This is a genomic window from Enterobacter sp. BIDMC109 (assembly GCF_001037885.1).
GTDB classification, from domain to species: Bacteria; Pseudomonadota; Gammaproteobacteria; order Enterobacterales; family Enterobacteriaceae; genus Enterobacter; species Enterobacter hormaechei_C.
Map to the genome: position 1 here is coordinate 3,071,072 of NZ_KQ090002.1, position 17,847 is coordinate 3,088,918.

16 protein-coding genes are annotated in these 17,847 nt (G+C 56.0%); 13 read left to right on the forward strand and 3 right to left on the reverse strand.

The genetic code is table 11. The annotated features are described in order from the left end of the window. Window positions 1-301: 301 nt before the first annotated feature. The 9 genes from kdpF to potE all read left to right on the forward strand — a co-directional run bounded on the left by kdpF (window position 302) and on the right by potE (window position 12,234). Window positions 302-391, forward strand: a complete 90-nt coding sequence (kdpF, locus tag SK62_RS22720) for a K(+)-transporting ATPase subunit F (RefSeq protein ID WP_003858638.1) — start codon at window positions 302-304, stop codon at window positions 389-391. Then, window positions 391-2,070: a potassium-transporting ATPase subunit KdpA gene (kdpA, locus tag SK62_RS14540; protein WP_032102596.1), complete on the forward strand. Its 1,680-nt coding sequence runs from the start codon at window positions 391-393 to the stop codon at window positions 2,068-2,070. The genes kdpF and kdpA overlap by 1 nt, the downstream gene beginning before the upstream one ends. Window positions 2,071-2,088: 18 nt before the next feature. Continuing rightward, the gene (gene kdpB, locus SK62_RS14545; RefSeq protein ID WP_032652983.1) at window positions 2,089-4,137 is read left to right on the forward strand and encodes a potassium-transporting ATPase subunit KdpB; all 2,049 of its coding nucleotides are present in this window, start codon (window positions 2,089-2,091) and stop codon (window positions 4,135-4,137) included. A 12-nt stretch (window positions 4,138-4,149) separates the two neighbouring features. Beyond that, complete coding sequence (gene kdpC, locus SK62_RS14550) at window positions 4,150-4,725, forward strand: potassium-transporting ATPase subunit KdpC (RefSeq protein WP_015571119.1); 576 nt, start codon at window positions 4,150-4,152, stop codon at window positions 4,723-4,725. Next, entirely contained in the window at window positions 4,726-7,413 is a 2,688-nt protein-coding gene (kdpD, locus tag SK62_RS14555) for a two-component system sensor histidine kinase KdpD (RefSeq protein WP_015571120.1), read from the forward strand. It abuts the gene before it with no gap. Beyond that, the gene (gene kdpE, locus SK62_RS14560) at window positions 7,410-8,087 is read left to right on the forward strand and encodes a two-component system response regulator KdpE (RefSeq protein ID WP_003858643.1); all 678 of its coding nucleotides are present in this window, start codon (window positions 7,410-7,412) and stop codon (window positions 8,085-8,087) included. The genes kdpD and kdpE overlap by 4 nt, the downstream gene beginning before the upstream one ends. Window positions 8,088-8,365: 278 nt before the next feature. Next, window positions 8,366-8,470 (forward strand): leader peptide SpeFL, encoded by a 105-nt coding sequence (gene speFL, locus SK62_RS22395; protein WP_003858645.1) that lies wholly within the window; start codon window positions 8,366-8,368, stop codon window positions 8,468-8,470. Window positions 8,471-8,725: 255 nt separating this feature from the next. Next, window positions 8,726-10,924, forward strand: coding sequence for an ornithine decarboxylase SpeF (speF, locus tag SK62_RS14565; protein WP_048249654.1), 2,199 nt, complete (start codon window positions 8,726-8,728; stop codon window positions 10,922-10,924). Next, window positions 10,921-12,234: a putrescine-ornithine antiporter gene (potE, locus tag SK62_RS14570; protein ID WP_003858648.1), complete on the forward strand. Its 1,314-nt coding sequence runs from the start codon at window positions 10,921-10,923 to the stop codon at window positions 12,232-12,234. The genes speF and potE overlap by 4 nt, the downstream gene beginning before the upstream one ends. An 89-nt stretch (window positions 12,235-12,323) precedes the next feature. Here the strand turns inward: potE and pgm are convergent, their stop codons facing one another. Further along, window positions 12,324-13,964, reverse strand: a complete 1,641-nt coding sequence (pgm, locus tag SK62_RS14575; RefSeq protein ID WP_047718624.1) for a phosphoglucomutase (alpha-D-glucose-1,6-bisphosphate-dependent) — start codon at window positions 13,962-13,964, stop codon at window positions 12,324-12,326. Window positions 13,965-13,988: 24 nt separating this feature from the next. After that, window positions 13,989-14,534, reverse strand: coding sequence for a replication initiation negative regulator SeqA (seqA, locus tag SK62_RS22945; protein WP_003858650.1), 546 nt, complete (start codon window positions 14,532-14,534; stop codon window positions 13,989-13,991). A gap of 183 nt (window positions 14,535-14,717) precedes the next feature. On the opposite strand from seqA, the gene ybfF reads away from it, so the two are divergent. The 4 genes from ybfF to fur all read left to right on the forward strand — a co-directional run bounded on the left by ybfF (window position 14,718) and on the right by fur (window position 17,331). Beyond that, window positions 14,718-15,491, forward strand: coding sequence for an esterase (ybfF, locus tag SK62_RS14585; protein ID WP_023296122.1), 774 nt, complete (start codon window positions 14,718-14,720; stop codon window positions 15,489-15,491). Between the two features lie 128 nt (window positions 15,492-15,619). After that, window positions 15,620-15,907 carry a LexA regulated protein gene (gene ybfE, locus SK62_RS14590; RefSeq protein ID WP_003858652.1) on the forward strand — a complete coding sequence of 96 codons (288 nt, stop codon included), beginning with the start codon at window positions 15,620-15,622 and terminating at the stop codon, window positions 15,905-15,907. 155 nt (window positions 15,908-16,062) lie between these two features. Beyond that, the gene (gene fldA / locus SK62_RS14595; RefSeq protein ID WP_003858653.1) at window positions 16,063-16,593 is read left to right on the forward strand and encodes a flavodoxin FldA; all 531 of its coding nucleotides are present in this window, start codon (window positions 16,063-16,065) and stop codon (window positions 16,591-16,593) included. 291 nt (window positions 16,594-16,884) lie between these two features. Continuing rightward, window positions 16,885-17,331: a ferric iron uptake transcriptional regulator gene (fur, locus tag SK62_RS14600; protein WP_010428651.1), complete on the forward strand. Its 447-nt coding sequence runs from the start codon at window positions 16,885-16,887 to the stop codon at window positions 17,329-17,331. A 142-nt stretch (window positions 17,332-17,473) separates the two neighbouring features. Here fur and chiQ read toward each other — a convergent pair whose 3' ends face one another. After that, window positions 17,474-17,800 (reverse strand): ChiQ/YbfN family lipoprotein, encoded by a 327-nt coding sequence (chiQ, locus tag SK62_RS14605; RefSeq protein WP_032102682.1) that lies wholly within the window; start codon window positions 17,798-17,800, stop codon window positions 17,474-17,476. Between the last annotated feature and the right edge of the window lie 47 nt (window positions 17,801-17,847).

Sequence of the window (17,847 nt, forward strand, 5' to 3'; positions counted from 1 at the left end):
CCCCTGTAGTTGGCCGGAAACCGTCTCCGGAAAATGTGAAATCTGTGACCTGGTTAAAATAATACCGCTTTGTTTGTAATTTTACTACTCATCCGACCACTTATTTTCATCCATTTCGTGAATATTTACATTCCCGCCTGTAATTAAGTTACAAAAAAGTTAACGATTTACTTACCAATAGTTAAATTGTGGTCTTTCCCTTTTTATACTTTTTTTACACCTGCCCTTCTGATTTTTGCGAAATCTTTGCGCCATAAATCCTACCGTTTGTACAACAACAAAAGTCACCCGGAGGTGGATTGTGAGTGCAGGTCTGATTGCCGGCATCGTGCTGGTGTTCCTGTTATTGGGTTATCTGATTTATGCCCTGATTAATGCGGAGGCATTCTGATGGCTGCTCAGGCGTTTTTGCTTATTGCCAGCTTTTTACTGGTACTGTTTGTGCTCGCCAGGCCGCTGGGAACAGCGCTGGCGCGGCTGATAAACAACGTGCCATTGCCTGGCACGCGAAATATTGAAAACGTGCTCTGGCGCATTTCAGGTATCAGCGACCGGGAAATGAACTGGCGCCAGTACCTGATGGCGATACTGCTTCTGAATATCCTGGGACTTATTGCCCTCTTTACGCTGCTGATGCTCCAGGGCAGTCTGCCGTTGAACCCGCAGCAGTTACCGGGTTTATCCTGGCATCTGGCGCTGAACACGGCGGTCAGCTTTGTCACCAACACCAACTGGCAGTCTTACGCCGGTGAAACCACGCTCAGCTACTTCAGCCAGATGGCCGGGTTAACCGTGCAAAACTTTCTTTCTGCGGCCAGCGGTATCGCGGTGATCTTCGCCCTGACGCGCGCGTTTGCCCGTCAGAATGTCAGCACTCTCGGCAACGCCTGGGTTGATGTCACGCGCATCACTCTTTGGATCCTGGTGCCTGTTGCGCTGATTATTGCCCTGTTTTTTATTCAGCAAGGCACTCTGCAAAACCTGCTGCCTTATACCCCTTACACCTCGCTTGAAGGGGTCAGGGAACTCCTTCCTATGGGGCCGGTGGCGTCGCAGGAAGCGATCAAGATGCTGGGCACCAACGGCGGCGGCTTCTTCAACGCCAACTCATCGCATCCGTTTGAAAACCCAACGGCATTAACCAATTTTGTACAGATGCTGGCGATCTTCCTGATCCCCGCCGCGCTCTGCTTCGCCTTTGGCGATGTGGTTAACGATCGCCGCCAGGGACGTACGCTGCTGTGGGCGATGTCGTTGATCTTCGTGGTCTGTGTAGCACTGGTGATGTGGGCCGAATGGAACGGCAACAGCCACTTCATGCTGCTGGGGGCTAACAGCAATATCAACCTGGAAGGCAAAGAGAGCCGCTTCGGCATTCTTGCCAGCAGCCTCTATGCGGTGGTCACCACGGCGGCCTCCTGCGGGGCAGTGAACGCCATGCACGACTCTTTTACCGCGCTCGGCGGCATGATCCCGATGTGGCTGATGCAGATTGGCGAGGTAGTTTTCGGTGGGGTCGGTTCGGGGCTGTACGGCATGCTGTTGTTCGTTCTGCTCGCCGTGTTTATCGCCGGGCTAATGATCGGTCGCACGCCGGAGTATCTCGGCAAAAAAATCGACGTCCGCGAAATGAAATTAACCGCGCTGGCAATTCTGGTCACCCCCACCCTTGTGCTGCTCGGTACCGCGCTGGCGCTGATGACCGACGCCGGGCGCAACGGCATCTTTAACCCGGGCATTCACGGCTTTAGCGAAGTGCTTTACGCCGTTTCGTCTGCCGCCAACAACAACGGCAGCGCCTTTGCAGGGTTAAGCGCCAACTCGCCGTTCTGGAACTGTTTGCTGGCGTTCTGCATGTTCATCGGACGTTTCGGCGTGATTATTCCCGTCATGGCGATCGCTGGAACACTGGTGAATAAGAAGATCCAGCCGACCACCACCGGTACGTTACCGACTCACGGCGCGCTGTTCGTCGGCCTGCTGATTGGCACCGTTTTGCTGGTGGGTGCCCTGACCTTTATCCCCGCCCTCGCGTTAGGCCCGGTTGCGGAATATCTCTCTTTACGCTGATTTTGCGGAGAATTTGTCATGAGTCGTAAACAACTGGCCCTGCTCGAACCGACGTTAGTTCGTCAGGCCCTCATGGATGCGGTAAAAAAACTGAGCCCGCGCGTGCAGTGGCACAACCCGGTGATGTTTATTGTCTGGACTGGAAGTTTACTCACCACCGCACTGGCGATTGCCATGGGAACGGGACACCTTTCAGGGAATGCAACCTTTACCGCCGCCATCAGCCTGTGGCTGTGGTTTACCGTGCTGTTCGCCAACTTCGCCGAAGCGTTAGCGGAAGGCCGCAGTAAGGCACAGGCCAACAGCCTGAAAGGGGTAAAAAAGACCGCCTTTGCGCGCAAATTACGCGAACCTAAATACGGCGCGCAGATGGACCACGTTCCGGCGGATGAACTGCGCAAAGGTGACGTGGTGCTGGTGGAAGCTGGCGACATCATCCCCTGCGACGGTGAGGTGATTGAGGGCGGCGCGTCGGTAGACGAAAGCGCCATTACCGGGGAATCCGCACCGGTGATCCGTGAGTCGGGCGGAGATTTCGCCTCAGTTACCGGCGGAACGCGCATTCTTTCCGACTGGCTGGTGATCCAGTGCAGCGTTAACCCGGGCGAAACCTTTCTCGACCGGATGATCGCCATGGTGGAAGGCGCACAGCGTCGTAAAACGCCGAACGAGATCGCCCTGACCATTCTGCTGGTGGCGCTCACCATTGTCTTCCTGCTGGCAACGGCGACCCTGTGGCCCTTCTCCGCCTACGGCGGTACAGCGGTTAGCATCACCGTACTGATCGCCCTGCTCGTCTGTCTGATCCCCACCACTATCGGCGGCCTGCTTTCCGCGATTGGCGTGGCGGGGATGAGCCGGATGCTGGGCGCGAACGTCATCGCCACCAGCGGACGCGCCGTTGAAGCGGCGGGTGACGTAGACGTGCTGCTGCTGGATAAAACCGGGACCATCACCCTGGGCAATCGTCAGGCCTCTGACTTTCTACCTGCTCCCGGCGTGGATGAAAAAACGCTGGCTGACGCGGCGCAGCTTTCCTCGCTGGCCGATGAAACGCCGGAAGGCCGCAGTATCGTGATCCTCGCCAAGCAGCGCTTTAACCTGCGCCAGCGCGACGTTCAGAGCCTGCACGCCACGTTCGTGCCCTTCACAGCGCAAACCCGAATGAGCGGAATTAACATTCAGGACCGGATGATCCGTAAAGGGTCCGTTGATGCCATTCGCCGTCATATTGAAGCCAATAATGGACACTTCCCCCCGGAAGTCGACAACCTGGTGGAAAGCGTGGCGCGTCAGGGAGCAACCCCGCTGGTGGTGGCGGAAGGTGCAAGCGTTCTGGGGGTTATCGCCCTGAAGGATATCGTTAAAGGCGGTATTAAAGAGCGTTTCGCCCAGATGCGTAAGATGGGCATTAAAACAGTGATGATCACCGGGGATAACCGTCTGACTGCGGCGGCCATTGCCGCCGAAGCGGGCGTGGATGATTTCCTTTCCGAAGCGACGCCGGAAGCGAAGCTGGCACTCATTCGCCAGTATCAGGCGGAAGGCCGTCTGGTGGCGATGACCGGCGACGGCACCAACGACGCCCCGGCGCTGGCGCAGGCCGACGTGGCGGTGGCGATGAACTCCGGTACCCAGGCGGCAAAAGAGGCGGGCAACATGGTGGATCTCGACTCGAACCCGACCAAGCTGATCGAAGTGGTACATATCGGGAAGCAGATGCTGATGACGCGCGGCTCGCTGACCACGTTCAGTATCGCCAACGACGTGGCGAAGTATTTCGCCATCATTCCGGCGGCTTTTGCGGCAACCTACCCGCAGTTGAATGCCCTGAACGTGATGCACCTGCACTCTCCGGCCTCGGCCATTTTGAGCGCGGTGATCTTCAACGCGCTGATTATTGTCTTTCTTATTCCGCTGGCGCTGAAAGGGGTGAGCTATAAGCCGCTGACGGCCGCCGCCATGCTGCGCCGTAACCTGTGGATTTACGGTCTGGGTGGGCTGGTGGTGCCCTTTATTGGGATCAAGGTTATCGACATGCTGTTAACGCTGTTCGGGCTGGTTTAAAAGGTGGATCCAATGACGATGTTACGTCCCGCTATACTGTTGTTTATTCTGCTGTCTCTGATTACCGGCGGGCTTTACCCGCTGATGACTACCGCGCTGGGCCAGTGGTGGTTTAAAGATCAGGCCAACGGCTCGCTGATTATCCAGAACGGTGAAAACCGCGGCTCGCGTCTGATTGGGCAGAACTTTACGGACCCGCGCTACTTCCAGGGACGCCCTTCCGCCACTGCGGAAAGCCCGTATAATCCAATGGCCTCCGGCGGCAGCAATCTGGCTGGCAGTAATCCTGACCTGGACAAAGCCGTTGCTGAACGCGTTGCCGCCCTGCGCGCCGCGAATCCGCAGGCCAGCCGTGAGGTGCCGGTTGAGCTGATCACCGCTTCCGCGAGCGGGCTGGATTACAGCCTGACGCCGGATGCGGTGGTGTGGCAGATCCCACGCGTGGCAGCCGCCCGTCAGCTGACCGTCGAGCAGGTGAGCCAGCTGGTCGCAGAACATACGCAAAAGCCGCTGGTCAGCTTCATCGGCATGCCGGTAGTGAACATTGTTGAGCTGAATCTGGCGCTGGACGCGCTAAGGAAGAACTAAATGACCGACGAGCCCATGCGCCCGGATCCGGACAGGCTGCTTGAACAGACGGCTGAAGCCCACCGCGGCAAGCTGAAAATTTTCTTCGGCGCCTGCGCGGGCGTCGGGAAAACCTTCGCCATGCTGACGGAAGCCCAGCGGCTTCGGGCGCAGGGGCTTGATATTCTCATCGGCGTGGTGGAAACCCACGGTCGCAAAGAGACGGCTGCGCTGCTGACGGGGCTGGCGACGCAGCCGCCCCAGCGTATCAGCCATCGCGGGCGGCTGGTCACGGAGTTTGATCTTGATGCCGCCCTCGCCCGCCGCCCTGCCCTGATCCTGATGGACGAACTAGCGCACAGCAATGCGCCAGGCTCCCGCCATCCGAAGCGCTGGCAGGATGTTGAGGAGCTGCTTGAGGCAGGCATTGACGTCTTCACCACGGTAAATGTTCAGCATCTGGAAAGCCTGAACGACGTAGTGAGCGGCGTAACCGGTATCCAGGTGCGGGAAACCGTCCCCGATCCGTTTTTTGATTCTGCCGATGAAGTCGTACTGGTTGACCTGCCGCCGGACGATCTACGCCAGCGCCTGCACGAAGGCAAAGTGTATATTGCCGGCCAGGCCGAACGCGCCATCGAACATTTTTTCCGCAAAGGAAACCTGATTGCCCTGCGCGAGCTGGCCCTGCGCCGCACCGCCGATCGCGTTGATGACCAGATGCGCGCCTGGCGAGACCTACAGGGACAAGAGCGCGTCTGGCACACGCGGGACGCCATTCTGTTATGCATTGGTCACGGCAGCGGCAACGAAAAACTGGTTCGCACCGCCGCCCGGCTGGCAGCGAAATTTGGCAGCGTCTGGCACGCGGTCTACGTCGAAACGCCGCAGCTGCATGGCCTGCCAGAAAATCAGCGTCGCGCCATTTTGAGCGCGCTGCGGCTGGCGCAGGAGCTGGGTGCCGAAACCGCCACCCTTTCCGAACCGCAGGAAGATAAAGCCATTCTGCGCTACGCGCGCGAGCACAACCTGGGCAAGATTGTCATTGGACGTCGACAGCATCGCCGCTGGTTTAGCCGCGAATCTTTTGCCGACAGGCTGGCCCGCCGCGCGCCGGATCTTGATTTAGTCATCGTCGCGCTGGATGACAAGCCCGCCCCACTGCCCAACCGTACGCCGGATGCTCGCACCTTTGGCGATAAATGGCGCATTCAGATCCGGGGTTGCCTAGTGGCAGTGGTCCTTTGCGCCCTGATTACGGTGATTGCCAGCCAGTGGCTCATCGCCTTCGACGCCGCCAATCTGGTCATGATTTATCTGCTCGGCGTCGTTGTGGTCGCGCTCTTTTATGGCCGCTGGCCGTCGGTGCTGGCAACGGTGATCAACGTCATCAGCTTCGACCTTTTTTTTATCGCTCCGCGCGGGACGCTTGCTGTCTCGGACGTGCAGTACATTCTGACCTTTGCCGTGATGCTTACCGTCGGGCTGGTGATCGGGAATCTGACGGCAGGCGTACGCTACCAGGCACGCATTGCCCGCTATCGCGAGCAGCGCACGCGCCATCTGTATGAAATGTCAAAATCGCTGGCGGTTGGCCGCACGCAGCGGGATATCGTGCAGACCAGCGAGCAGTTTATCCGTTCGACCTTTCATGCCAGTAACCTGATTTTGCTCCCCGACGAACAGGGGCGCCTTCGCCCGCTGACCTCCCCTTCGGGGATGACGCCCTGGGATGAAGCGATTGCCCGCTGGAGTTTCGATAAGGGGTTACCTGCCGGCGCCGGCACCGACACGCTGCCCGGCGTGCCTTACCAGATCCTGCCGCTGCGCAGCGCGGATAAAAATCACGGGCTGGTCATCGTCGAGCCGTCTAACCTGCGTCAGCTGATGATCCCAGAGCAGCAGCGCCTGCTGGAAACCTTCACCCTGCTGGTCGCCAGCGCCCTTGAACGGCTGGCGCTCACCGCCAGCGAAGAGCAGGCGCGGCTGGCAAGCGAGCGCGAAAGTATTCGCAATTCGCTGCTGGCAGCGCTGTCTCACGATTTGCGCACCCCGCTTACCGTGCTGTTTGGCCAGTCCGAAATTCTGACGCTGGATCTGGCGGCGGAAGGATCAAAGCACGCGATGCAGGCCAGCGAAATTCGCCAGCACGTGCTGAATACCACGCGCCTGGTGAACAACCTGCTGGACATGGCGCGCATTCAGTCCGGCGGGTTTAACCTCAAAAAAGAGTGGCTCACCCTTGAGGAGGTTGTCGGCAGTGCGCTGAAGATGCTGGAGCCGGGTCTCGGCGGGCGCCATATTGAGCTGGACATGCCGGAACCCCTGACGTTAATCCATGTGGATGGCCCGCTGTTTGAGCGCGTGCTGATTAATCTGCTGGAAAACGCGGCTAAATACGCCGGGACAAAGGCCCGGCTGGGGATTGCTGCCAGGGTGGATAAACGTGTGCTGCGGCTCGACGTCTGGGATAACGGGCCGGGTATTCCGGCCGGTCAGGAGCGCGCCATATTCGAAAAATTTGCGCGCGGTAATAAGGAATCCGCCATTCCGGGCGTTGGGCTGGGTCTGGCGATCTGCCAGGCGATTGTCGACGTGCATGGTGGCACCATTTCCGCAGAGAACCGCCCGGAAGGTGGGGCACGCTTTTGTGTTACACTTCCTCTTGAAACCCCACCAGAACTTGATGAATTACCAGAGGATTTGTGATTAACGTTCTGATTGTTGAAGATGAGCTCGCTATCAGCCGATTTCTGCGTACCGCGCTGGAAGGCGACGGCTTGCGCGTGCATGAAGCCGGTACGCTTCAACGGGGGTTAATTGAAGCCGCCACCCGCAAGCCAGATCTGGTGATCCTGGATCTGGGACTTCCGGATGGCGACGGCATCGATTTTATTCGTGAGGTGCGTCAGTGGAGCCAGATGCCCATTCTGGTGCTCTCTGCCCGCACCGAAGAGACGGATAAAATCGCCGCGCTGGATGCCGGAGCGGATGATTATCTGATCAAACCGTTTGGCATTGGCGAGTTACAGGCCCGGCTTCGTGTGGCGCTGCGTCGACACAGTGCCACGTCCCCTTCTGATCCGGTGTACGCCTTTGGCGATATCCGCGTCGATCTTGCCGCCCGCCGCATCGTGCGAGGGGAAGAAGAGATCCACCTTACGCCTATCGAATTTCGTCTGCTGGCCGTGCTGCTCAATAACCACGGAAAAGTGTTAACGCAGCGACAGCTGTTAAGCCAGGTCTGGGGACCGAATGCTGTCGAGCATAGTCACTATTTACGCATTTATATGGGACACCTTCGCCAGAAACTTGAAGCCGATCCCGCGCGTCCTCGTCATTTATTAACAGAAACCGGTATCGGATATCGGTTTATGATCTGAATAAGTATTCACTTTAATTTTAAATAAAAAACATACCAGCCTTAATATAGCCATGAAAATAACGATGAGTTTATTTTCATAGCTATATCCGCCCTCTTTAAACACAATTAAAACATCAATTTAACACCGAACCAACAAAACAGCATTTTGATCTGCGTCATTCACTCAAAACGACTAATTATTTCTGAAATGATCGGTTATTGGTGATCTGTTTCACAGTTAATCCCTTTTTCCTGGATAAAATGACCATGCTTTCAATTACTGAAAGGAAACTGAACATGGAAAACAATAATCGTTTAATGCCCCATATAAGGCGGACAACACATATCATGATGTTTGCCCACCGTAACTGTTTTGACTTTCATCTCTTTAACGCCCGGTAGTCCTTCGACTTCTGGCGCATCTGCTTACAGGTTATCCTGAAAAACGCTATTTTACAGGCTGTTGCCTGTGAACACCTGCGCTCATTCCTTGTGATTCAGATTCTCCGCAACCGGGCGGACTGAATTCTACTCAGCAAAAAAGCAATTAACTGATTTCGTATCAGCGGACACGCTTTGCTTTTTTTTCCGGAAATAATCGATTTCTTTACCGCAAGAAGTCGAGGGCCCCATATTGCCTGAAATAAAGAGATTAAGATGAAAACGTTAAAAATTGCCGTCAGCCGTGCCTGCCCTGAATGCTTTACCACTTCGCGCGACATCGTGGATATCACCGCATCAGATTATATTGATGTGGCAGCCGTAGTTCTGGCCGTCAGCGATATTTTCAATGGCGCCATAGAAGAAATAGAAGCCACGGGATTCGGCATCCCGGTGTTTATTGCCACGCATAAAGAAGAAAGGGTTCCGGCTGAATTTCTGTCGCGTATTCACGGCGTTTTTGAGTACTCCGACACCAGCAATGCGTACTACGGACGCCAGCTTGAAGCGGCTGCGCAGAAGTACGAAACCCAGCTCCGCCCGCCGTTCTTCCGCGCGCTGGTCGATTACGTCCAGCAGGGGAACAGCGCGTTTGACTGCCCCGGACATCAGGGAGGCCAGTTCTTCCGCCGCCATCCGGCCGGAAACCAGTTTGTCGATTTCTTTGGCGAAACGCTTTTCCGCGCCGATCTGTGCAATGCCGACGTGGCAATGGGCGATCTGCTGATCCACGAAGGCGCGCCATGCATCGCCCAGCAGCATGCGGCAAAAGTCTTTAATGCGGATAAAACCTACTTCGTGCTGAACGGCACCTCCTCTTCCAACAAGGTGGTGCTCAATGCCCTGCTCACGCCAGGCGATCTGGTGCTGTTCGATCGCAATAACCATAAATCTAATCACCACGGGGCGCTGTTACAGGCGGGCGCGACGCCGGTGTATCTGGAAACGGCGCGCAACCCGTACGGGTTTATCGGCGGTATCGACGCACACTGTTTCGACGAGAGCTACCTGCGGGAGCTGGTGTCAGAGGTCGCGCCTGGCCGTGCGCGGGATGAACGTCCGTTCCGTCTGGCGGTGATCCAGCTGGGCACCTACGACGGTACCATTTATAACGCCCGTCAGGTGGTGGATAAGATTGGTCACCTGTGCGATTACATTCTGTTTGACTCCGCCTGGGTGGGTTACGAGCAGTTTATCCCGATGATGGCCGACTGCTCGCCGCTGCTGCTGGAGCTGAACGAAAACGATCCGGGCATTCTGGTGACCCAGTCGGTGCATAAGCAGCAGGCGGGCTTCTCGCAAACCTCGCAAATCCATAAGAAGGACAGCCACATAAAAGGCCAGCCGCGCTATGTCCCGCATAAACGCCTCAACAACGCCTTTATGATGCACGCCTCCACCAGCCCGTTTTATCCGCTGTTTGCCGCCCTGGAAATCAACGCCCGCATGCACGAGGGTCAAAGTGGGCGCAACATGTGGATGGACTGCGTGGTGACGGGTATCGAAGCGCGGAAACTGATCCTTCAGAACTGTCAGTTTATTCGTCCGTTCGTGCCGGAGACGGTGGATGGCCGTCCATGGGAAAGCTGGGATACGGCAGAGATTGCTACCGATCTGCGCTTCTTCCATTTCGTTCCGGGCGAACGCTGGCACGCCTTTGAGGGATATGCCGAGCATCAGTATTTTATCGATCCCTGCAAACTGCTGCTGACTACGCCGGGCATCAACGCCCGCACCGGTGAGTACGATGATTTCGGCGTGCCCGCCACCATCCTCGCCAACTTCCTGCGTGAAAACGGTATCGTGCCGGAAAAATGCGACCTCAATTCCATTCTGTTCCTGCTCACCCCGGCGGAGGACATGGGCAAATTGCAGCAGCTCGTCGCCCAGCTGGTGCGCTTCGAAAAACTGCTCCAGAGCGATGTGCCGCTGAAAGAGGTTCTGCCCTCTCTTTATAAGCAACATCCGGAACGTTATGCGGATTATACCCTGCGTCAGATTTGTCAGGAGATGCATGACCTCTACGCCCGTCATAACGTGAAGCAACTGCAAAAAGAGATGTTCCGCAAGTCTCACTTCCCACGCGTCATGATGAACCCGCTGGAGGCGAACTATGCCTATCTGCGCGGTGAGGTCGAGCTGGTGTCCCTGCGCGACGCGGAAGGCCGTATCGCCGCGGAAGGCGCGCTGCCTTACCCACCGGGGGTGTTGTGCGTGGTGCCGGGAGAAGTCTGGGGCGGTTCCGTGCTGCGCTATTTCGCCGCGCTGGAAGACGGGATCAATCTGCTGCCGGGTTTTGCGCCGGAGTTACAGGGGGTTTACGTCGAGGAGTGTGACGGTCGCAAACAGGTGCGCTGCTACGTCATCAAACAACCTGCCGCTCAGCCATCGCTGCTGAAAGGAGAAAAATTATGAGTAAGGCCAACAAGATGGGCGTGGTGCAACTCACTATTCTCACCATGGTGAATATGATGGGTTCGGGGATCATCATGCTCCCCACCAAGCTCGCTGAAGTGGGGACGATTTCGATTATCTCCTGGCTTGTTACCGCCGTGGGTTCGATGGCGCTGGCGTGGGCGTTTGCCAAGTGCGGTATGTTCAGCCGCAAGTCCGGCGGCATGGGCGGCTATGCCGAATATGCGTTTGGTAAGTCCGGTAACTTTATGGCGAACTATACCTATGGCGTGTCGCTGCTGATCGCCAATGTGGCGATTGCCATTTCCGCTGTCGGTTACGGCACAGAGCTGTTTGGCGCGACGCTGACCCCGGTGCAAATTGGGCTGGCGACCATCGGCGTGCTCTGGATCTGCACCGTCGCTAACTTTGGCGGCGCGCGCATCACCGGACAGCTCAGCAGCATCACCGTCTGGGGCGTCATCATCCCGGTTGTCGGCCTGTGCATCATCGGCTGGTTCTGGTTCAGCCCGACGCTGTACGCCAATTCCTGGAATCCGCATCACGTACCGTTCTTCACCGCCGTGGGATCGTCCATCGCCATGACGCTGTGGGCCTTCCTCGGGCTGGAGTCGGCCTGTGCGAATGCGGAAGTGGTGGAAAACCCGGAGAAAAATGTGCCGATCGCGGTACTCGGCGGGACGCTGGGGGCGGCGGTGATCTATATCGTCTCAACCAACGTGATTGCGGGAATTGTGCCCAACATGGATCTGGCTAACTCCACGGCGCCGTTCGGACTGGCGTTTGCGCAGATGTTTACGCCGGAGGTAGGGAAAGTGATCATGGGACTGATGGTGATGTCCTGCTGCGGCTCGCTGCTGGGCTGGCAGTTCACCATCGCCCAGGTATTCAAATCTTCCGCTGACGAAGGTTATTTCCCGAAAATCTTCTCCCGCGTCACCAAAGCGGATGCGCCGGTGCAGGGTATGCTGGCGATTGTGATTTTCCAGAGCGGTTTGTCGCTGATGACCATCAGCCCGTCACTGAACAGCCAGTTTAACGTGCTGGTCAACCTGGCGGTGGTGACGAACATCATTCCGTACATTCTGTCGATGGCGGCGCTGGTGATTATTCAGAAGGTGGCGAAGGTGGATCCGCGCAAAGCCCGGGCGGCCAATATCGTGGCGCTGATTGGGGCGATTTACAGCTTCTATGCGCTCTACTCGTCCGGTCAGGAGGCGATGCTGTATGGGGCGATGGTGACCTTTATGGGCTGGACGCTGTACGGTCTGGTGTCGCCGAGATTTGAATTGAAGAACAAACATAGCTAAAAAAAGCCCGGTGGCGCTAACGCTTACCGGGCCTACGATCGCTGTTGTAGGCCGGGCAAACGCAGTGCCGCCCGGCACACAAACCGCACTTACGCGTTTTTCAGCACTTCGCTGACAATCTCTACCGCTTCTTTCTCAATCTGCTGACGGTGCTCAGCGCCGAGGAAACTTTCGCAATAGATTTTGTACGCATCTTCCGTACCGGATGGACGCGCGGCGAACCAGCCGTTTTCGGTCATCACTTTCAGGCCGCCGATGGATGCGCCGTTACCCGGCGCCGCCGTCAGACGCGCGGTGATCGGGTCACCTGCCAGGGTACTGGCACTGACCATCTCCGGAGAGAGTTTTGACAGAGCTGCTTTTTGCGCAGACGTGGCGCCAGCCTGAATACGGTTATAGCTTGGCGCACCAAAACGTTCCGCCAGCTCGTTGTAATGTTCCTGCGGGTTCTTACCGGTGACCGCGGTGATTTCCGCCGCCAGCAGGCACATGATGATGCCGTCTTTATCGGTTGACCATGGGGTGCCGTCGAAGCGCAGGAAGGATGCCCCCGCGCTCTCTTCACCGCCAAAGCCGAAGCTGCCGTCGTGCAGACCATCAACAAACCACTTAAAGCCCACCGGCACTTCCACCAGCTTGCGACCCAGCGCGTCGACCACACGGTCAATCATAGCGGAAGAGACCAGCGTTTTACCCACCGCGACCTCTTTGCCCCACTGCGGACGGTGCTGGAAGAGATAATTGATTGCAACAGCCAGGTAGTGGTTCGGGTTCATCAGCCCTGCCGGGGTGACGATACCGTGGCGGTCGTAGTCCGGGTCGTTGGCAAACGCCAGATCGAACTTGTCGCGCAGCGCCAGCAGGCCAGCCATTGCGCATCCGGAGGAGCAGTCCATACGGATCGCGCCGTCTTTGTCCAGGTGCATAAAGCGGAAGGTCTGATCGACGTGATCGTTCACGATGGTCAGATCCAGCTTGTAGTGCTCGGCAATGCGTTTCCAGTATTCAATACCGGAGCCGCCCAGTGGATCCACGCCCAGCTTCAGACCGGCTTTCTGGATAGCGGCCATATCGACGATATCCGCCAGCCCTTCCACGAACGGCTGCACCAGATCCTGCTCTTTCACGTGGCCGGAGGCCATGGCTTCATCCAGCGAGATGCGTTTTACACCGTTCAGACCGTTAGCAAGTAATGCGTTGGCACGATCTTCCACCACTTTCGTGACGTTGGTATCCGCCGGGCCACCGTTAGGTGGGTTGTACTTGATGCCGCCATCTTCCGGTGGGTTGTGGGACGGGGTGATCACAATGCCGTCAGCCTGCGCGCCACCTTTTTTGTTGTGTACCAGAATAGCGTTAGAAACCGCTGGCGTTGGCGTGAAACCGTTGTTCTCCTGAACAATCACGTCTACGCCGTTCGCCGCCAGCACTTCCAGCACGGAGATAAAAGCAGGTTCAGACAGGGCGTGGGTATCTTTCCCTACATAGCACGGACCGGTGACGCCATTTTTGGCGCGCTCTTCCGCGATGGCCTGAGCAATGGCCAGAATGTGCGGTTCGTTAAAGCTGTGGCGCGCCGCACTACCGCGGTGGCCAGATGTACCAAACTTCACTGCGTGTTCTGCGTTGCCCACCACCGGCTTCAGCACGTAGTACTGCGCGGTCAGTTGAGCGACGTTAATCAAATCGCTTTGTTGTGCAGGTAGTCCTGCACGGCTGTGATTTGCCATTGCCTGGTCCTTCTGATGCAAGGGTTAAATTGTACCGCAAACCTTTTCGATCAATTCCGCCGGGAACTGCATGGACTGCATGATATGTTCGATCATGCTGCACTTACGGCCCGTATTGGTGTTGGTGATCACCCAGTATGGTGTACCGGGAACGTGTTTGGGCTTGGTTTGGTTGCCATTTTGCAGCAGGGTCTGCTCGTCGCCTGCGAAGTAAACGCGCGTGCGACCGTGCAGCGACTCTGTCGCTTCTGCAAATGCGTTGTTATCCAGTGAGTAAAGTGTAGACAGCACCAGCATAAAGCGGTTAACCGCCTTTTTCTGCTCGGCATATTCATCGGACAGCAGCAGCTCGCGCATCGCGCGCACTTTGTCTTTTGCCGGCATGACAGCAGGTTTTACTTGTGCAACAACGCTCGGCTGAGACACGACATCTTTAGTGACAGGAGTGGGCTGTGAGGCGGCGGAAATTTTAAGCATGCGCCGTAAAATGTCGGACGCGCTCTCCCCAATATGCCGCGTCTGGCTGGCAATATACTGATAGAGTTCGTCATCAACTTCGATTGTTTTCATCTTAATCCAGTGCGATATCTTATCTGAATACAAGTCGTTGAGATTATAAGGTCAAATCCCAACAGCGGATAGCGTCAAACCAGGTTGGCGGCAAAAGTCAGATTAAACTGGATCCTTGCCCCCGGGCGGCAGAATGGTCAACATGATACCCTAACCTGACAAACCTAAAAAAAGAACTTTGCCATGAAATTGAATACCCGAGCGCAAACTGCACAATCGCCGAACAATAATTCTCCCATCGTACTGGTTCACGGCCTGTTTGGTAGCCTGGATAATCTGGGTGTGCTGGCGCGCGATTTAGTGACCGATCACGCGATCCTCCAGGTTGATATGCGCAATCACGGTCTTTCTGGGCGCTCGGAGGAGATGACCTACGCAGCCATGGCGCAGGATCTGCGGGACACCCTCGATGCGAATAATATCCAGAAAGCGACGCTTATCGGGCATTCAATGGGCGGCAAAGCGGTGATGGCGCTCACTGCGCTGGCCCCTGAGCGAATTTCCGGGCTGGTGGTCATCGACGTTGCGCCCGTCAATTACGACGTTCGCCGTCACGATGAGATTTTTGCCGCCATCAATGCGGTCACCGAAGCGGGTGTCGCAACCCGCCAACAGGCGGCTGCCGTTATGCGTGAGCATCTTGATGAGGAAGGCGTAGTTCAGTTCCTGCTGAAATCGTTTGTTGACGGACAATGGCGCTTTAACGTCCCGGTATTGTGGGATCAGTATTCGCATATTGTGGGCTGGGAAACCGTCCCCGCCTGGCCGCACCCTACCCTTTTTATTCGCGGCGGCAACTCCCCTTACGTCACTGATGCGTATCGTGACACGCTGCTGGCGCAATTCCCGCAGGCTCGCGCTCACGTTATTGCGGGTGCCGGGCACTGGGTACACGCGGAAAAACCGGATGCCGTCCTGCGCGCCATTCGCCGCTATCTTACTGATACAGCGAATTGATTAAAAAGCCAGCGTCCGGAAGACGACGGGCTTCCAGTCGTTGGCGTGTGGATTTGGGTGATGTATGATGGCGCGCTTATCGCCCGGGCATTAGCAGGGCGGCGTGTTTCCCCCGAAGTCTCAGAATCATGGCCAAAGAACAAACGGACCGTACGACACTAGATCTGTTCGCGAATGAGCGTCGACCGGGACGACCGAAAACGAATCCGCTTTCGCGCGATGAACAGCTGCGTATCAATAAACGCAACCAGCTTAAACGCGATAAAAATCGTGGGCTTAAGCGTGTCGAACTGAAGCTTAATGCCGATGCCGTCGATGCGCTTAACGAGTTAGCTGACGCGCGCAACATCAGCCGCAGCGAACTGATCGAAGAGATGCTGATCGCCCAGCTTGAGACGTTACGCGGCAAGGCGTGAGTCAGAAAATCCCCAATATTACCTTTTTCATGTAGCACAGAGTGCAGTCCTGCGTGATAGCTGTTTCCGCAGGGTTGCCTGTTCTGCTATTATTGCCCTTATCCGTGGACAATTTGCGCCACCATACCATTAAGTTTCAAGAGGTTATTTTACTCATGGCAATCATCGGCATTTTCTTTGGCAGTGATACCGGCAATACTGAAAATATCGCAAAAAACATTCAAAAACAGCTCGGTAAAGACGTTGCTGATGTGCATGACATCGCCAAGAGCAGCAAAGAAGATCTCGAGGGCTATGACATCCTGCTGCTGGGCATCCCGACCTGGTACTACGGTGAAGCACAGTGTGACTGGGACGATTTCTTCCCGACGCTGGAAGAAGTAGACTTCAACGGCAAGCTGGTTGCCCTGTTTGGCTGTGGCGATCAGGAAGACTATGCTGAGTATTTCTGTGATGCGCTGGGCACTATTCGCGACATCATTGAGCCACGCGGTGCGGCGATCGTCGGTCACTGGCCAACGGCGGGTTACCATTTCGAAGCGTCCAAAGGTCTGGCAGATGACGATCACTTCGTTGGCCTGGCCATTGATGAAGACCGTCAGCCAGAGCTGACCGCTGAGCGTGTAGAAAAATGGGTTAAGCAGGTTCGTGAAGAGCTGAACCTGGACGATATCCTTAACGCCTGATATCTCTGCGGCGCAACTCCGGTTGCGCCCGTTTTCCAGGTAAAACCGATTAAATTAATTGCTACAAACTTTTAACTTTTTCGCCCAGACCTGTACAATATCCCCCTGGTAAAAAGTGGGTGCCATCGAACAAGTTTGTTGGTGATACCACGTTTTTATAAGCATACTTTGCTTGAGACTTGCAGTTTTCATTTAGCCATGGCAGTTCTATAATGAGACGCATTATCCCAAGTGCATTTTCTGTCACTTCTTCTTTTGAAGTGAATCGTTTAGCAACAGGACAGATTCCGCATGACTGACAACAATACCGCATTAAAGAAAGCTGGCCTGAAAGTAACGCTTCCTCGGTTAAAAATCCTTGAAGTGCTTCAGGGGCCAGACAATCACCATGTCAGTGCGGAAGACCTTTATAAGCGTCTTATCGATATGGGTGAAGAAATTGGGCTGGCAACCGTCTATCGTGTGCTGAACCAGTTTGATGACGCGGGCATTGTTACTCGTCATAATTTCGAAGGCGGTAAATCCGTGTTCGAGCTGACTCAGCAGCATCACCATGATCACCTGATCTGCCTCGACTGTGGCAAGGTCATTGAATTTAGCGATGATTCCATTGAATCACGCCAGCGTGAAATCGCCGCCCGTCATGGCATCCGCCTGACCAACCACAGCCTGTACCTGTACGGTCACTGCGCTGAAGGCGATTGCCGCGAAGACGACCACGCGCACGACGCGAAATAATATCGTGTTCATACTCTGAGCCAGCCGTAAGGTTGGCTTTTTTTTGCCTGAAAAAAGTCCGGTGGCGCTGCGCTTACCGGGCCTACGGGCTGTGACACCGTTGTAGGCCCGGTAAGCGCAGCGCCACCGGGCGTAAAGCAACTTATTTATTGTTATTGCGAATCTCGTCCCAGATCTTATCGCAACGCTTCGCCACTTCCTGATCGTTACCGCTTTTCCGCGCCTGGATACAGGCCTGGTAATCCATCACGCGAACATTTTCCTGCGTCGCAAACTGCTCATGCGCTTTCTCTTTTTTCAGCACATTCAGCACGCTCTGGCAGGCTTCAATCTTCTCTGGCGATCCTTGTGCTGTATTGATGCAGGCGCTATACGCCTCCTTCAGACGGGAGTCTTCTTTCTGCGCCTGATCCTGCGCACACGCCACCAGCCCCGATGCCAGCAGCGCAACGATTACCATTTTTTTCATCATATGCAGTCTCCATGCAGGCGGGATTTCGCCCGCCAGCGTGTTCA

Coding starts and splice junctions, on each gene's coding strand:
- kdpA (WP_032102596.1), top strand. CDS start 391: ATGGCTGCTCAGGCGTTTTTGCTTATTGCCAGCTTTTTACTGGTACTG.
- kdpB (WP_032652983.1), top strand. CDS start 2,089: ATGAGTCGTAAACAACTGGCCCTGCTCGAACCGACGTTAGTTCGTCAG.
- kdpC (WP_015571119.1), top strand. CDS start 4,150: ATGACGATGTTACGTCCCGCTATACTGTTGTTTATTCTGCTGTCTCTG.
- kdpD (WP_015571120.1), top strand. CDS start 4,726: ATGACCGACGAGCCCATGCGCCCGGATCCGGACAGGCTGCTTGAACAG.
- speFL (WP_003858645.1), top strand. CDS start 8,366: ATGGAAAACAATAATCGTTTAATGCCCCATATAAGGCGGACAACACAT.
- speF (WP_048249654.1), top strand. CDS start 8,726: ATGAAAACGTTAAAAATTGCCGTCAGCCGTGCCTGCCCTGAATGCTTT.
- potE (WP_003858648.1), top strand. CDS start 10,921: ATGAGTAAGGCCAACAAGATGGGCGTGGTGCAACTCACTATTCTCACC.
- pgm (WP_047718624.1), bottom strand. CDS start 13,964: ATGGCAAATCACAGCCGTGCAGGACTACCTGCACAACAAAGCGATTTG.
- seqA (WP_003858650.1), bottom strand. CDS start 14,534: ATGAAAACAATCGAAGTTGATGACGAACTCTATCAGTATATTGCCAGC.
- ybfF (WP_023296122.1), top strand. CDS start 14,718: ATGAAATTGAATACCCGAGCGCAAACTGCACAATCGCCGAACAATAAT.
- ybfE (WP_003858652.1), top strand. CDS start 15,620: ATGGCCAAAGAACAAACGGACCGTACGACACTAGATCTGTTCGCGAAT.
- fldA (WP_003858653.1), top strand. CDS start 16,063: ATGGCAATCATCGGCATTTTCTTTGGCAGTGATACCGGCAATACTGAA.
- fur (WP_010428651.1), top strand. CDS start 16,885: ATGACTGACAACAATACCGCATTAAAGAAAGCTGGCCTGAAAGTAACG.
- chiQ (WP_032102682.1), bottom strand. CDS start 17,800: ATGAAAAAAATGGTAATCGTTGCGCTGCTGGCATCGGGGCTGGTGGCG.